The 14,791-nt window shown below is 36.1% G+C and carries 16 protein-coding genes and 1 riboswitch; of the genes, 5 read left to right on the top strand and 11 right to left on the bottom strand.

Translation table 11 applies throughout. The features are described 5' to 3' along the window. Nucleotides 1–6: 6 nt before the first annotated feature. Entirely contained in the window at nucleotides 7–2,391 is a 2,385-nt protein-coding gene (locus tag LC095_RS15915) for a 3-hydroxyacyl-CoA dehydrogenase/enoyl-CoA hydratase family protein (RefSeq protein ID WP_226529085.1), read from the bottom strand. 187 nt (nucleotides 2,392–2,578) lie between these two features. Between LC095_RS15915 and LC095_RS15910 the strand changes: the two genes are divergently transcribed. After that, on the top strand, nucleotides 2,579–2,734 hold the full coding sequence (locus LC095_RS15910; protein WP_078431330.1) for a YuzL family protein: 156 nt from the start codon (nucleotides 2,579–2,581) through the stop codon (nucleotides 2,732–2,734). A gap of 134 nt (nucleotides 2,735–2,868) precedes the next feature. Here the strand turns inward: LC095_RS15910 and LC095_RS15905 are convergent, their stop codons facing one another. Continuing rightward, nucleotides 2,869–3,786, bottom strand: coding sequence for a proline dehydrogenase family protein (locus LC095_RS15905; protein ID WP_226529084.1), 918 nt, complete (start codon nucleotides 3,784–3,786; stop codon nucleotides 2,869–2,871). Nucleotides 3,787–3,991: 205 nt separating this feature from the next. On the opposite strand from LC095_RS15905, the gene LC095_RS15900 reads away from it, so the two are divergent. Together LC095_RS15900 and LC095_RS15895 are read left to right on the top strand one after the other, a co-directional pair. Beyond that, nucleotides 3,992–4,267, top strand: a complete 276-nt coding sequence (locus LC095_RS15900) for a hypothetical protein (RefSeq protein WP_078431332.1) — start codon at nucleotides 3,992–3,994, stop codon at nucleotides 4,265–4,267. Nucleotides 4,268–4,282: 15 nt separating this feature from the next. After that, nucleotides 4,283–4,612: a spore coat protein gene (locus LC095_RS15895; protein WP_226529083.1), complete on the top strand. Its 330-nt coding sequence runs from the start codon at nucleotides 4,283–4,285 to the stop codon at nucleotides 4,610–4,612. Nucleotides 4,613–4,649: 37 nt separating this feature from the next. Here the strand turns inward: LC095_RS15895 and LC095_RS15890 are convergent, their stop codons facing one another. From LC095_RS15890 to LC095_RS15870, 5 genes are read right to left on the bottom strand one after another with little or no spacing between them, the layout of a single operon-like run. Next, the gene (locus LC095_RS15890) at nucleotides 4,650–4,901 is read right to left on the bottom strand and encodes a YusU family protein (protein WP_226529082.1); all 252 of its coding nucleotides are present in this window, start codon (nucleotides 4,899–4,901) and stop codon (nucleotides 4,650–4,652) included. Between the two features lie 13 nt (nucleotides 4,902–4,914). Beyond that, a complete protein-coding gene (locus LC095_RS15885) occupies nucleotides 4,915–5,664 on the bottom strand; it encodes a (2Fe-2S)-binding protein (protein WP_226529081.1) in 750 nt (249 codons plus the stop codon). Continuing rightward, nucleotides 5,657–6,475, bottom strand: a complete 819-nt coding sequence (locus LC095_RS15880; RefSeq protein WP_226529080.1) for an ABC transporter ATP-binding protein — start codon at nucleotides 6,473–6,475, stop codon at nucleotides 5,657–5,659. Before LC095_RS15880 ends, LC095_RS15885 begins: the two co-directional genes overlap by 8 nt. A gap of 32 nt (nucleotides 6,476–6,507) precedes the next feature. Further along, a complete protein-coding gene (locus LC095_RS15875) occupies nucleotides 6,508–7,563 on the bottom strand; it encodes a FecCD family ABC transporter permease (RefSeq protein WP_226529079.1) in 1,056 nt (351 codons plus the stop codon). Beyond that, on the bottom strand, nucleotides 7,560–8,564 hold the full coding sequence (locus LC095_RS15870) for a FecCD family ABC transporter permease (protein WP_226529078.1): 1,005 nt from the start codon (nucleotides 8,562–8,564) through the stop codon (nucleotides 7,560–7,562). The genes LC095_RS15875 and LC095_RS15870 overlap by 4 nt, the downstream gene beginning before the upstream one ends. Before the next feature lie 153 nt (nucleotides 8,565–8,717). Here LC095_RS15870 and LC095_RS15865 point away from each other — a divergent pair, with 153 nt between their 5' ends. Both LC095_RS15865 and LC095_RS15860 read left to right on the top strand, forming a co-directional pair. Then, on the top strand, nucleotides 8,718–9,725 hold the full coding sequence (locus LC095_RS15865) for an ABC transporter substrate-binding protein (protein WP_226529077.1): 1,008 nt from the start codon (nucleotides 8,718–8,720) through the stop codon (nucleotides 9,723–9,725). Between the two features lie 118 nt (nucleotides 9,726–9,843). Continuing rightward, entirely contained in the window at nucleotides 9,844–10,569 is a 726-nt protein-coding gene (locus LC095_RS15860; protein ID WP_226529076.1) for a ZIP family metal transporter, read from the top strand. Nucleotides 10,570–10,613: 44 nt separating this feature from the next. Here LC095_RS15860 and LC095_RS15855 read toward each other — a convergent pair whose 3' ends face one another. From LC095_RS15855 to LC095_RS15840, 4 genes are all read right to left on the bottom strand, one after another. Further along, on the bottom strand, nucleotides 10,614–11,954 hold the full coding sequence (locus LC095_RS15855; RefSeq protein WP_413467492.1) for a TrkH family potassium uptake protein: 1,341 nt from the start codon (nucleotides 11,952–11,954) through the stop codon (nucleotides 10,614–10,616). Further along, nucleotides 11,935–12,591 (bottom strand): potassium channel family protein, encoded by a 657-nt coding sequence (locus LC095_RS15850; protein ID WP_226529075.1) that lies wholly within the window; start codon nucleotides 12,589–12,591, stop codon nucleotides 11,935–11,937. Before LC095_RS15850 ends, LC095_RS15855 begins: the two co-directional genes overlap by 20 nt. Nucleotides 12,592–12,724: 133 nt before the next feature. Beyond that, nucleotides 12,725–12,882: riboswitch (cyclic di-AMP (ydaO/yuaA leader) on the bottom strand. A 273-nt stretch (nucleotides 12,883–13,155) separates the two neighbouring features. Then, nucleotides 13,156–13,332: a twin-arginine translocase TatA/TatE family subunit gene (gene tatA, locus LC095_RS15845; RefSeq protein WP_078431342.1), complete on the bottom strand. Its 177-nt coding sequence runs from the start codon at nucleotides 13,330–13,332 to the stop codon at nucleotides 13,156–13,158. An 81-nt stretch (nucleotides 13,333–13,413) separates the two neighbouring features. Then, the gene (locus LC095_RS15840; protein WP_226529074.1) at nucleotides 13,414–14,610 is read right to left on the bottom strand and encodes a D-alanyl-D-alanine carboxypeptidase family protein; all 1,197 of its coding nucleotides are present in this window, start codon (nucleotides 14,608–14,610) and stop codon (nucleotides 13,414–13,416) included. Nucleotides 14,611–14,791 lie beyond the last annotated feature (181 nt).

Genomic DNA, 14,791 nt, shown 5'->3' with positions numbered 1-14,791 from the left:
CTTTTATTAGTTTCTAAGCGGCTTCCCTTTTACGAGCATATGCTGCATTCTTGCTTGAGATTTTCTTTCCGCTACTAAACTTAAGAACGCTTCTTTTTCTAAATTTAATAAGTATTGTTCATCAACCTCTGTTCCAAATGGAACTTTTCCCCCTGCTATCACAAAAGCCAGCTTTTTAGCGATTTTCAGATCATGTTCTGAAATATAGCCTGAAAGGTACATAGACTGTGCACCGAGTAATAACGTAGCATATCCTGTTTCACCTACTACAGGAATTTTCTTTCTAATTGGCGGTTGGTATCCTGCGTCATATAGGTCAATGACACGTTTTTTAGCATCATGAATGAGATGGTCACTGTTTATACTTATATGATCATTTTCATTTAAGAATTGATTTTGTTTCGCTTCTGCTGCAGAAGATGATACTTTTGCCATTGCAATTGTTTCAAACACTTTATTTGCAACAGTCTGTAAATCAAAATCAGCACCTTTAGGCATATTGTTTAGCTGTTTAATATAAAGCTCTTTATTTCCTCCTCCTCCAGGAATTAATCCAACTCCAACTTCCACTAGCCCCATGTATGTTTCACTTGAAGCTTGGATGCTGCTTGCTGGGAGACATATTTCAGCCCCTCCCCCTAATGTCATTCCAAACGGTGCTGCAACAATAGGTTTTTGGCTATATTTTATTTTCATCATGGCTTGCTGAAATTGGTTAATGACCATATCAATTTCAAACAAGTTATCGTCTTGTGCTTCCATTAAAATCATCCCAAGATTTGCACCAACACAAAAGTTCTTCCCTTGATTCCCAATCACAAGTCCTTTGTAATTTTTCTCGACTTCTGCGATTGAGAAATTAATCATTTGAATAATATCAAATCCAATGGCATTACTTGGTGAATGAAACTCTAATAAAGCAACACCATCACCTAAATCAATTAAGCTTGCACCACTGTTTTTCTTTATTACCCCATGAATTTCTTTATATTGTTTAAGATCTATCACCTTTGGATTTCGTCTTACTTGTCGGTATTCACCATCAGAATAGTAAAATAGTACACCATTTTCTTTTCGATAAAATGTTCCGTAGCCTTTGTCAAGCATATCCTTAACCCAGACTGGTACCTTAGAACCCTGCTGTTCCATTAGCTCAACCGACTTTTCAATCCCTATAGCATCCCATAATTCAAACGGACCTAATTCCCAACCAAAGCCCCATTTCATCGCCTGATCAATCGCTACAATATCATCAGCAATATCACCTAGAAGTTCGGCTGAATATATGAGCGTCGGAATTGTAATTGCTCTTAATAAAGCTCCTGCACGGTCTTCTGCATATATAAGCGCTTTCAATTTATTTTGTAGTCCCTTTGCTTGCTTCGCCTGTTCAACAGATGGTGCCAGCAATTTTTTCCGTTCTTCATATTGGAATGTTTCGGGATTTAATTCAAGAATGTCTTTTCCTGCCTTTTTATAAAAACCTTGGCCGCTTTTACTGCCAAGCCACTTATTATCAAGCATTTTTTGCATAAATACAGGAATATCAAATACTTCTTTTTCTTCTCCATCTACGAGTTCATATACATTTTTTGCGACGTGTGCAAAAGTATCAAGACCTACGACATCAAGGGTTCGGAATGTTGCACTCTTCGGTCTGCCGATAAGGGGACCTGTTATAGAATCGACTTCACCAACACGATATCCGCCCTTCATCATTTCCTGCACGGTTACTAATAACCCGTAAGTACCAATTCTGTTTGCAATAAAGTTTGGTGTGTCTTTTGCTTCAACAACACCTTTACCAAGGACATCTTCGCCGAATGATTTTATGAATGCCAGGACTTCCTGATCAGTGTCTTTTGTTGGAATCACTTCTAAAAGCTTTAAGTATCTAGGGGGGTTGAAAAAATGCGTACCTAAAAAGTGCTTTCGGAAGTCCTCTGAACGTCCTTCTGCCATAGCCTCTACAGAAATACCTGATGTATTTGAACTGATGATACTTCCGGGTTTTCTATATTGGTCTACAAGAGCAAAGACCTTTTTCTTTACAGTTAAATTTTCGACAACAACCTCAATAATCCAATCTGCCTCATTAAGAAGATGCATGTCATCTTCAAAGTTACCTACCTCAATACGGTCCAGATTACTCTTATCTGTAAGTGGTGCCGGCTTTTGTTTAAGAAGCTTTTGTACAGCTGTTTGTACAAGACGATTTCGAACAGCTTTATCTTCAAGTGTGAGACCTTTTTTTATTTCTTCTTCATTTAATTCTCGAGGCACAATATCTAACAGTAAAACAGGGATGCCGATATTTGCTAAATGTGCTGCGATTCCAGAGCCCATTACCCCTGATCCTAAGACTGCCGCTCTTTTTATACGCTTGACCATATATTCTCCCCCTTTATTTGAATGAATACTCATTCATTTTCTTTTCAAAAAAAATGACCCCTTACGAATGAGTTTCTTTATTATAAATATAAAAGATTTACATCATGACTTCAATAGATTTATCACAATTTTTCCTAAATAATCAAATCAATCATTGGACAAGTTAATCTCTAGGAGGTGATATAAAATGGCAAGATTAAAAAAGTCTCCTTCAAAAGCCGGTGTTAGTGCTGCAAGCGTAAAGGGGAATGCGGGTCCTACTAACGAAAAAGCTGGCGGCGGGAAACGCACTAGTCAAAATCAACAATACAAACAGCATAATATGGGTAGCGACGATATGTAATATTAGAAAAGCGTAAGCGCCTTGATCAGCCTAGGGCAAATAAGACGCAAAGGAATAGAAGACGTTCTTTGTCTTCAATTCCTTTGTGGCTAGACCCTAGAGGCAGTCAATCCCTTTTTTCAACTTTGTCATCTTTATCGCTTGATCATTCCTTTTATCACAAAAGCAACATTTGCAGGTCTTTCCGCCATTCTTCTCATGAAATATCCGTACCAATCTGTCCCATAAGGAACATATACCCTCATCTTATATTCTTCATTAACAATTTCCAATTGTTTTTCAGGCCGAATTCCATAGAGCATTTGAAATTCAAATTGAGTCTTTGGAATACTATATTTGTTTACTATTTGTTTGGTATATTCAATTATCTGGTCGTCATGTGTTGCAATAGCAGTATAGTGGCCATTAAGTAGATGCATTTTAATGATCTTTTTAAAATTCATATCTACATCTTTTTTATCTGGAAATGCAACATCTGCCGATTCCTTATATGCACCCTTTACAAGTCTCAAGTTTGCCTGATAAGTACCTAAATCTTCAACATCTTCTACCGTTCGATACAAATAAGCTTGAAGGACTGTGCCAACATTGTCATATTCAGATCTAAGTTTTTTAAAAATCTTCAATGTTTTTTCACACCTTGAATAATCTTCCATATCAATGGTAATAAAAACACCATGTTTTTTCGCTTTTGCCAAGATGCGGCACATATTCGATAAGACGACCTCTTCAGAAATATCTAAGCCCATCGATGTTAATTTTATGGAAACTTGTGATTTTAATCGCTCATTACCAATGATCTCAATCGCTTTTATACAATGATTGGCTGTTTCCTCAGCTTCGTTTTCATCAATAATAAATTCACCTAAATAATCTAATGTTACGTCAAGACCTTTATTATTTAATTGTTTAATCACATCTTTTGCAACATCAATCGTATTACCGGCAACAAATCTAGCTGCTCCAAAACGCAAGCCGTATTTTTTGGCTAACTTCGTCATCATCTTATTTCTGGATAAAAACATAAAAGAGTTCCGTAAAAGTTTTTCCATCTTAAACCGCCTCCCTTTCATCCTTATACCGAAGAAAAGCACAATGAAAGAAAACGCATTCAATTCTGTATCTTTATCAAATCTGTATTCGTCTTATTCCTACTATATGTTTGATGAATAAAACTGTTCAAAACCACAAGTGTCTTGTATAGGGCTACTGGGAATGTGTAATCATAGACAAGAAAGAATTGTGAGGAGGATTAACATGCAACAGCAAAATTTTCAACAACAAACTCAACCTGGTATGATGCAACAACCACCAAATGTTGTGACGACAAAGGATCAGCTTTACCTTACAGATATGCTTTCCTGGAACCTTTTAGCAATGAAAAAAGCTCATTTTTTTGCTTCTCAATGCCAAAATCAACAAGTAAAAACGCAATTGGAAAAAGTCGGTCAAATGCATGAACAACACTATCAGAAAATCTTAGGGCACTTACAAACCCAACAGCAATCTTCACAGAGTTCACAACTTCAATAGGAGGTAGCACACAAGATGGATCAAATAAAAAGTGCTTCAATGACACCGGTTCAACAGGGGCCACAAATGAATGATCGTGACTTTGCAAATGATCTTTTAGCAACTGAAAAATATTTAACGACCGCATATTCAACTGCTTTAAATGAAGCAAGTCATCAAAATCTTTATCAAGACGTGCAATCAATTCTAACTGAAACACAGCAAGCTCAAAGAGATCTATATAACTTCATGTTTCAAAACGGATGGTATACTCTTGAAGCAGCTGATACACAAAAGCTTCAGCAGTCTTATCAAAAATTTTCTTCGTCTATTCAACAAGAATCGCCTTACGGAAAGATCCAATAAAAGTAAAGGGACTGTTCAAAAAACAGTCCCTTTACTTTTATTGATTTTTTGTTTCCCTATGTTTTTCATTTAAAACCTTTATCTCATTGATAATGACTTTCAGATTCTCTTTTGCATCTGGATATGATGCATTCCAATGTTTGGTGAGTGGTGGCATTGACTTTGATATATGTGAATAAAGAGCCCACATTATTACTTTTTCCTTCAATTCATCAGAAGAATCTCCTAACAGCAATTCGGTATACTTCTTTAAGAGCGCTTCAAATTGATCTTTTAACTTTTGATCCATTCATGAACACCTCCTAATTCGGACTTATGCATTCAATTGGACACGTATTACATCGATCATTATTTTTTGATGTAAGATAAAATAAACAGCAAGTTGATCTTTTTCGTACATCATTATGTTTTTCATGGAAAAATGGGGCAAGTGGGTTTTTCGCTTTTACTCCAAAAAGATAAGGAGCTGCCTCCATTACAACATATGAAAAATCATCACGTATTCTCGCTTTAGTTTCTTCCGTTAAGTCCTTGTCTTCTAATGTAGACTCGTACATCCAAAAAATATAGAGTGCTACATTCTCCCATAAAATAACCTTTGCAACACGCGATACTTTCGAAATAGTTGTAATCATAAGGGCAATATTTTGATTAAATAAAACCTCTAAAACTTCATCACGCCATTCATTTCGATTCGAAGCCGGAGTGGTGACTTCCGAGTTTACAAAATGGAAACTCGGTAACCAAAATGGATCCTCTTCCTCTGTGTATAAAAAAAGGTTGTCAATGGAACTATTTATTCCTTTATTAAATACACTCATACTATATAAAACAAGTGCAGCTAAAAAGGCATAACTCTTTACAAGCATTGAACCTAATACCTGCTGTTTATCTGTGTTGTATTTTATTTGTAAATTATCAGTGAATAATCTTATCAACCGGTCTTCATTTAATAAGTCAGAACCTCTGACCATATCCTTTGGTGAAGTCTCTTTTAAAGATAATCGATATTTTTCTAATATTTTTTTTTCTACTTTGGATAATTCATCCATTTAATGAGCCAACTTCCTTTACAATACATCGCCCTTTTCCGTGAGGGATACAAAGCGGAGTTCCAAAAATGGGATCAACTGTGACCTCACAGTTCATCTCAAAAACATTTTGCACTAAACTACAATTGATCACTTCTTCAGGTTTTCCTTGTGCAAAAACCTTTTTATCTTTTAATGCTACTAAATTATGAGCATAACGACAGGCTAAATTCAGATCATGAAGCACCATAACAATTGTACGATTTTCCCGCTCATTTAATTCAAAAAGCAGATCTAGTATTTCAATTTGATGTGTCATATCTAAATAAGTTGTCGGTTCATCCAACAAAATAATATCTGTTTTTTGTGCCAAAGTCATAGCAATCCATGCACGCTGTCGTTGCCCACCTGATAATGAATCAACCGGTCTCTCGGCTAGCTCCTGTAAACCAGTTGCTTCTAAAGCACTGTTAACTGCTTCTTCGTCTTCTTCAGACCATTGCTTCAACCAGCTTTGATATGGATAGCGTCCTTGTTTTACGAGCTGCAGGACTGTTAATCCCTCTGGTGCTGTTGGACCTTGAGGAAGAATAGCAAGCTGCTTGGCTACTTCTTTTGTTGATAATTTTGCTATTGCATTACCTTCCAGTAAAACAGTTCCTTCCTTTGGCTTTAACAGTCTCGCAATAGACCTAAGCAAAGTTGATTTTCCACAACCATTACTACCGATAAAAACGGTAATTTCACCTTTAGGAATTTTCACATCAAGCTCATTTATAATAATCGTATCTCCGTATGAAAGTGTTAGAGCACTTGTTTCTATGGCTGTCATTTTAAAATCACTCCTTTTTGTATGGTCTATTGTTAATTGTTTCTAGTTTTGTATAACAAATAAATAAAATACGGTGCTCCAATTGCTGCAGTAAATACTCCTGCCGGAACCTCTAAAGGAGAAAATAATATTCTTCCTAATAGATCAGCCAACATAACAAGAATCGCTCCGATTAATGCAGATACTGGAAGGAGGGCTCCGAATGATGATCCAACAAGTCTTCTTCCTATATGGGGAGCCATTAATCCCACAAAACCAATAACACCTGCAAAGGCAACTGCGCTACCTGTTAGAGCTGTACTTAACAGTAATAATAAAAAACGATTTCGTTGAACAGCACTTCCTACCCCTGTTGCCAGCTCATCTCCAAGCTCTTGAATATTAACATTCCGAATTGAAATGATGGTTATTATTAGTAAGATAACAACAACGGGTGACAGAATTCGAACATGCTCCCATGTTGCGCCATATACCGTTCCAGTAATCCATACGTTTGCTTGTGAGGCTTGATAAATCGGACCTTTTACCATAAATAATGTTGTCAAAGATTGAGCAAGCATTGATAAACCAATCCCAATTAACACAAGCCTAATAGAAGAGGCTCCATTTTTCCATGATAACAAATAAACAAGAATCCCGACGATTGCGGCACCTATGAATGCTGCTACAGGCATCCATTTAATACTTACAATAAGCGAATTATTTTGATCACTGAACAGCATAAGAAATAAGACAACCCCAACAGATCCTCCCCCTGTTATTCCGATAATATCAGGCGAAGCTAGAGGGTTCCGAATTAATCCTTGTAAAATAGCTCCTGCAACCGCTAAACTAATTCCTACTAGTAAAGCAACCATAATTCTGGGCAGCCGAAACGAAAAGATAAATAAATTTTCCATATCGTCCCCATATCCAATTAAGGTCTTTAGCACATTAAGTGGATGAATGAGTACTTCACCAACCCCTGTACTCGTCAAAAATACAATACATGTAACGGCAAGGAGAATAACAGAAACAGCAAAAGCTTTTTTATCAATTAAGAATGAGAATTGATTTAAACCAAAGCGAAGCTTATAATATTTTTTCATGATTGATTAAACCCCCTGCGAGCAATGTAAATAAAAAAGGGAGTTCCTATAAAAGCAGTCATGACACCAACTGGAATCTCTTCCGGCATAACAATATATCTAGCTAGAATATCAGCAAACACAAGTAAAGAGCCTCCGAGAACAACACAATATGGAAATATCCAGCGATAATCATTTCCTGCTATATACCTTGCAAAATGGGGAATCACGATCCCAATAAACGCAATTGGACCAGCTACTGCTACAGCCCCTCCCCCTAAAATAATCACAAGTAAAGCACCTGTTAACTTTACAAAGCCGGTTCTTTGCCCCAAACCTTTTGCTACATCTTCCCCCATTGTTAATACATTTATCTTTTGAGAAAGAATCAAGCTAATCATGATGGCAGGTAAAATATATGGAAGAACGGTAAATAAGCTTTCTAGCTTTCTCCCTTGTATAGAGCCTGCTAACCAAAAAAGAACTTGATCTAATGCAGCTTCATTAACAACTAATAACCCTTGTGTTAAAGATGAAAAGAGTGCAGCCATTGCTGCTCCTGCTAATGTTAGCTTCATAGGTGTTAGACCTTCCCGTCCAAAAGAACCTACAAAATAAACAATAAACGCTGAAAAGGCAGCTCCTGCAAATGCAATAAGTGTAAATCCCTGGTAAGAGTTAACATAAAAGAAAGTAACCGCAACAACGATAAAAAATCCAGCTCCGGCGTTAATGCCAAACACACTTGGTGATGCCAGAGGATTCTTTGTTAGTGCCTGCATAATGGCCCCTGCCAAAGCTAAACTGGCTCCTACCGTAGCACCTATTAAAGCTCTTGGCAACCGTACCTCGTAGACAATAATATGTTCATTTGTGCCATTAAAGCTTGTAAATGCGTCATAAACAGTCTTTAAATTCGTATCTGCATATCCAAATACAAGACTTCCACACATTAATAGCAAGAGTAATAATAAACCTAAAATAAGACCAATTGATTTTTGATAATTTGATTTTAATTTCATATTTTCTCCTTGCAACTATCCATACTTCCTTTTTATATTATCAAATATAGATGATTTTGAAAATCATTTTCATTTAACTATTGACAACACTTTAACTTCACCTTATCATTCAGTATGTAAATGAAAATCATTATCAACAATGGAGGTCAAAACATGAGCAATACATACAAAAAATCATGGTTATCATTATTTTTACTAAGCTTCACTCTTCTTATTCTTGCTGCATGTGGGAATAACAATGAAGAAACAACTGATTCTGAAGGTGCTAAAGATGCAAGTGATACACCTGCAGAAGAAACATATACAGTTGAACATGCTATGGGTACTACTGAAATTACTGGTACTCCAGAAAAAGTAGTCATCTTAACGAATGAAGGTACAGAAGCCCTTCTGGCAATGGGAGTAACTCCTGTTGGGGCTGTTCAATCTTGGCTTGGTGAGCCTTGGTATGATCATATTTCAGATCAGATGACTGATGTTGAAGTGGTTGGTACTGAGAGTGAAGTAAACGTGGAAGCCATTGCTGCACTAAAACCTGATTTAATTATCGGCAACAAAATGCGTCAAGAAAAAGTATACGAACAACTAAAGGCTATTGCACCAACTGTTTTCTCTGAGACACTAAGAGGTGACTGGCAGGAAAACTTTAATTTATATGCCAAAGCACTAAATCGTGAAGAAGAAGGCAAAAATGTCATTACTGATTTTGAATCAAGAATTACATCTTTGAAGGATTCACTTGGCGATAAAGTAAATCAGGAAGTTTCTGTTGTACGCTTTATGGCAGGTATGACAAGAGTTTATTATACTGATACATTTTCTGGAGTCATTTTTGACAAGCTTGGATTAAAACATTCAAGTTCGGTTCAAGAGTTATTTAAGGATAATCCAGATGATTTATTTGTGCGTGAAGTTGGCAAAGAAATTATTCCTCAATTAGATGCTGATATTCTATTCTACTTCACTTACGCACCACCTGGTGATACTGAAGCAACTAAAACGGAAGAAGAATGGACAAACGATTCTCTATGGAAAAACCTAGAAGTAGTGAAAGCGGAAAAAGCATATAAAGTTGATGATGCAATTTGGAATACTGCTGGTGGGGTTATTGCAGCTAACTTACTTTTAGATGATATTGAAAACAAATTGATTGCTGAATAAGTTAAAAAGGCGGCTAACAATGTTGGCCGTCTTTTTATTTGTTTAACTTTTTGTTTTTTCTTAATTAAAAAAGGGGAAAATAGCTATATCTTAAAACATAAATGGGAGATGAGCTATCTTGCTTCAGGCAGCTTTTTGGGGTGCTTTTGCCGGATCACCTATCTTCTTTGGCGCATTGGTAGGGCTTTACACCAATCTTCCTAAGAAGATAACCGGATTGATTATGTCATTTGGAACAGGTGTATTAATAGGAGCTGCTTCATTTGAATTGTTGACAGAAGCGGTAAATGAAGGTGGTTTATGGGCAACATCACTTGGATTTCTTTCAGGAGCCTTAGTTTTCACTTTTTCTGAGGCCATTATTTCAAAAAAAGGAGGAAGTGAACGAAAGCGATCAAAAAAGCGATCTGAAAATCATTCCGGTTTATCAATCTTTATCGGGACAATTATTGACGCCGTTCCGGAGTCGATAATTATTGGAGTAAGTTTACTTGAACAGGGAACGGTTAGCTACTTAATGGTTATTGCCGTTTTAATTAGTAATTTTCCTGAGGGTCTTTCAAGTACTGTTGGACTGAAACAAGATGGCTATAAACGTAAGAAAATATTGCTCATGTGGCTAATCGTTGTGTGTCTTTCATCCATTAGCTCTTTATTAGGCTTTGCACTTCTTCAACATGCACCAAGTCACATTGTTTCAATCATTTCTGCTTTTGCAGCTGGCGGAATTTTTGCGATGGTTTCTTCAACAATGATGCCTGAAGCATTTGAGGAAGGTGGTGCAGTTGTAGGCTTCGTTGCTTCCTTAGGACTTTTAGCTTCATTGCTTTTAGCGAGCATATAAACGTTATAAAGGGGCTCTCCGAATTGGAGACCCCTTTATTTTATTTATCCAGTTAAAATATCTTCTTCCGGATAACGAATTTTTTCTTTTGATGGTGTTGCTAATGAAAACATTAAGGTTAATGGACCAAGTTTGCCCAAGATCATAATGAAGATAATAAGCTGTTTTCCAACAGATGATAATGTCACTGTGAGCCCTGCAGAAAGACCGACCGTACCAAAGGCTGATACCACTTCAAACATAATATCAATAAATGAAGCATCTCTTTCTGTTAAATTTAATAGCAAAATACCAAGAATAACAAATACGATACTTATCATTGAAATTGCGAGAGCTTTCAAGAGAAAGGATGTATTTATTGTTCTTTTTAATATAACAATATCATTTTTCCCTCTTAAAAAGCTTATAGTCGCTAGGGCTATGATTAGGGCTGTTGTTAATTTTATTCCTCCGCCGGTAGACCCGCTCCCTGCTCCTATAAACATTAAAATAATGATAAAAAACAATGTTGTTTCATCCATGCTTCCAATATCAATTGTATTAAATCCGGCCGTTCTAGGTGAAACAGCTTGGAAATAAGATGCCCATAGCTTGTCTTTTAATGCGAAATGACCAAGTGTTTCAGGGTTACTATATTCCAAACAAAAGATAAACAGCATTGCAACAATATTAATAATAAGAGTGCCAATAATCATCAATTTAGTATGAAGAGATAGTTTTTTGAACTTTCTCTTTTTCCACACATCGACTAAAACAGTAAAACCAATCCCTCCAATGATAAATAATATTGATATAACAATATTCACTAAAGGATCTCCTACATATTGCATTAGATTATCCGACCAAAGTGCAAAACCGGCATTGTTAAAAGCCGAGATTGAATGAAAAAAGCTAAAAAACAACCCCTTAGTCCATCCGAATTGCGGGACCCACCGAATAGAAAGGAAGATCATCGCAATCATTTCAATCGTAATTGAAAATACAAACAAGTATTTCACTAGCTTAATAATTCCACCAACTGAAGTTTGGTTTAAAGCATGTTGCATAACCAATCTTTCTTTAAGCCCTATCTTCTTTCCTACCATCATGTAAATTAACACGGCAAATGACATGATTCCAAGGCCGCCAACTTGAATAAGTACGGCAATGATAAACTGACCAAAAGTTGTAAAGGTTGTAGCCGGATCTACTGTTGCAAGACCTGTTACCGTCATCGCTGACGTACTAATGAATAATGCATCTACCCATTTAATCTCCTCATGAGTAGAAAACGGTAACTTTAAAACACATGTTCCTACTGATATCGACACAACAAAAACAAGTACCAGCAACTGTGAGGGATTCATTTTAATGAATTTTTTCACTTTACATACCTGACTCTTCAAAATTAATAATATCTTTATTTTTACCAATTATCAGTAAAACATCACCTACTGTAATCCGTTCATCATCTGAAGGTGATACACAAATGTCTTCTCCTCTTTGAATACCAACAATATTGCAACCATATTTTGAAGGGATATTTAAATCATAAATTGTCTTATTACATAGTTTTTTTGTCGCAACGACTTCTACAAGACTGTACTCCCTTGATAACTCAATATAATCAATCATTTTTTCAGATATAATATGATGGGCAATTCGCTTTGCCATATCCCGCTCAGGATGAATCACTCGGTTTACACCAATTTTATCTAATACCTTCTGATGGTAGTCATTTTGAGCTTTTGCCCATACTTGCGGAATACCGAGATCTTTTAGAATGAGAGATGTTAAAATACTTGCTTCAATATCATCACCAAATGATACGAATGCATGGTCCACATTTCGAACCCCCAGCTGCTTTAAGATGGTTTCATCTATGGCATTTGCTCTTACTGCATGTGTCGCATAAGCAGCATACTGTTGGACCTTTTCCTCACTCTTATCAATCGCAAGAACCTCAATTCCAAGCTCATGAAACTCCTTTACAAGACTTCCACCAAAACGACCTAAGCCAAATACTGCAAATTGCTTCTTCACAAAAATTCCTTCTTTCAATGCATAATGTAGTCATTTACTAATGTCTTCTTTAAAACAATGCGTACACATATGTTTCAAAACAACCCAAAAAGACACAAGGGTAGTGAGTCCCTGTGTCTTTTCATTAAGCACATGGTCATCCCTTTAACGCTTGCGGAGTTAGCTGTCGGATTCGGGCAAAAGAGTAGCCCTACAAACCATCTATAAAGATGTTTGATTCACCCCAAGTCTGTTAAGACACTTTCATGGGTCCCCCGCTCCTATTTTTATAGGATTAAGCGATCTTTGATCATCTATTCTTTTTTTATTTGAAAACGTGCTTTTCTTAATAAGTAGTCAACTAACTTAATGATTCATATTATTTATGAATGTAATCTTACTCCCCTCACCAATCAATCGTAAAGCATGAAAAAGTTCATTTTTTGATAATATTTGTTCAAAATCACGCAATTAATCGTTTACATCTATTGTTTTCTTATTCAATCTTCTTATTTTATTCTTTTCCTAGGATATATTTTTACAAAACAAAAAAGACACAAGCATCGTCTGCTGTGTCCATATCATTTAGTGATTACTTTTTTTATTTGCTGGCTCTTCATCATCCATGAGGCCCTTTGTTGCATTTTTAAATTCTCTAAGTGTTTTACCGGCAGCCTTTCCCAATTCCGGTAATTTTTTAGGTCCAAATAATAATAATGCGACAAACAAGATAAGTAAGATTTCTCCGAATCCCAAATTCATGTGTTCACACTTCTTTCTTAACGAGTGATAGACTTTCCTTACCATTATAGATAAATCTTGATATAGAATCAAAATAAGTTTTTAGATTTTTCGAATTTGAAAATAAAAAAGAAGTGAAATAAATAAACCGATGGTGACTGCTGTTGGAACAATGATAGATAAATGGAGTTCCTCTTTGTTCTGATCTACCACCTCTTCATTTGTCACGATCTCACTTTTCATTTGTTCATTTTTCTCTTTATTTTCAACTTGATCAAGTTCTACTTCTGTTATAATCCTGTGATCCTCACCCTTGACGATAAGTTCGCCAGATGGACTTACCTCTTTTTCAATCGTTTCTCCCTTTCGTTTTGTAAACGATGTATCTTGTGTAACCAGGAAGGAATGATCAAATCCATCTGTAAATTTTTCATTTTTTAGTACAAGATCTGTTTCAAAGTGTTCAAAACCATAATCCAATAAGGAGATCGTGTCATCGTAGGATTGCTGACTGTACATTGAATTTAGCGTTACAGCAATCAAACTTATATTCTCTCGTTCAGCTGTTGTGACAAGAGTAAATCCCGCTTCCTGGACAAACCCATTTTTTCCACCTGTGATTCCTTCATATTCCTTGTCTCGTACCATTTCATGATGATTAATAAGAGTTGTATCCCAGCTCTCTCCATCCCACTTCAATTCACTCGTTTGAAAGATGTCTCTAAATGTTTGATTTTGTATAGCATATTGCGTAATTTTGGCCATATCCTCTGCTGTTGTTAAATGATCTGGTTCATGAAGTCCATGCGGGTTTGAGAAATGGGTATTTTCTACCCCCACTTCTTGTTGTAAAAATTGATTAAAATCTTCGGTAAATTGTTCAACAGAACCACTAAGATGTTCTGCAATCGCAACTCCTGCATCATTCCCAGAATTAATAACTAAGCCTTGGATTAACTTTTTTAATGGAACCTGTTCACCCGCTTCCAGATATACTCTCGTTCCATCCACATTTCTTGCATTCTCACTAACAGTCACAAGATCATTTATATTCCCTTTTTCAATTGCATAAATGGCTGTAGCAATTTTCGTTATACTTGCCGGCGGAAGCTTCTCTTTACTATTTTTTTCGTAAAGGACCTTTCCTGAATCAGCATCAATCAGAACAACAGCTTCACTATAAAGCTGTAAATTCTTACTCTCCATGTTTGCGGCAGCATCCACTTCCATGGTTTTTGGCAATATAAATGAGCATATGACGAAAGCAATCAGAACATACTTAAGGTAGAATTTTTTCATGATGCTACTCCTATACTTTATCGTTCTTATTCTTTCTTGAATAGAATAACAAGCCCTAATTGAAAAAAGCAATGTCAGTATTTTGAAACTAACCCTACTTATTTACCACTAGTAATTGAAGGATTGACTCTCACAGAAAGAGGATATATACTGTAAACTGACGAACGTAAGGAAGGTTGAT

Source organism: Metabacillus niabensis, from assembly GCF_020524345.1.
Classification (GTDB): Bacteria; Bacillota; Bacilli; order Bacillales; family Bacillaceae; genus Metabacillus; species Metabacillus niabensis_B.
This window is presented reverse-complemented; position numbering and strand designations above follow the sequence as displayed.

Coding starts and splice junctions, on each gene's coding strand:
- LC095_RS15915 (WP_226529085.1), bottom strand. CDS start 2,391: ATGGTCAAGCGTATAAAAAGAGCGGCAGTCTTAGGATCAGGGGTAATG.
- LC095_RS15910 (WP_078431330.1), top strand. CDS start 2,579: ATGGCAAGATTAAAAAAGTCTCCTTCAAAAGCCGGTGTTAGTGCTGCA.
- LC095_RS15905 (WP_226529084.1), bottom strand. CDS start 3,786: ATGGAAAAACTTTTACGGAACTCTTTTATGTTTTTATCCAGAAATAAG.
- LC095_RS15900 (WP_078431332.1), top strand. CDS start 3,992: ATGCAACAGCAAAATTTTCAACAACAAACTCAACCTGGTATGATGCAA.
- LC095_RS15895 (WP_226529083.1), top strand. CDS start 4,283: ATGGATCAAATAAAAAGTGCTTCAATGACACCGGTTCAACAGGGGCCA.
- LC095_RS15890 (WP_226529082.1), bottom strand. CDS start 4,901: ATGGATCAAAAGTTAAAAGATCAATTTGAAGCGCTCTTAAAGAAGTAT.
- LC095_RS15885 (WP_226529081.1), bottom strand. CDS start 5,664: ATGGATGAATTATCCAAAGTAGAAAAAAAAATATTAGAAAAATATCGA.
- LC095_RS15880 (WP_226529080.1), bottom strand. CDS start 6,475: ATGACAGCCATAGAAACAAGTGCTCTAACACTTTCATACGGAGATACG.
- LC095_RS15875 (WP_226529079.1), bottom strand. CDS start 7,563: ATGAAAAAATATTATAAGCTTCGCTTTGGTTTAAATCAATTCTCATTC.
- LC095_RS15870 (WP_226529078.1), bottom strand. CDS start 8,564: ATGAAATTAAAATCAAATTATCAAAAATCAATTGGTCTTATTTTAGGT.
- LC095_RS15865 (WP_226529077.1), top strand. CDS start 8,718: ATGAGCAATACATACAAAAAATCATGGTTATCATTATTTTTACTAAGC.
- tatA (WP_078431342.1), bottom strand. CDS start 13,332: ATGAATTTGGGATTCGGAGAAATCTTACTTATCTTGTTTGTCGCATTA.
- LC095_RS15840 (WP_226529074.1), bottom strand. CDS start 14,610: ATGAAAAAATTCTACCTTAAGTATGTTCTGATTGCTTTCGTCATATGC.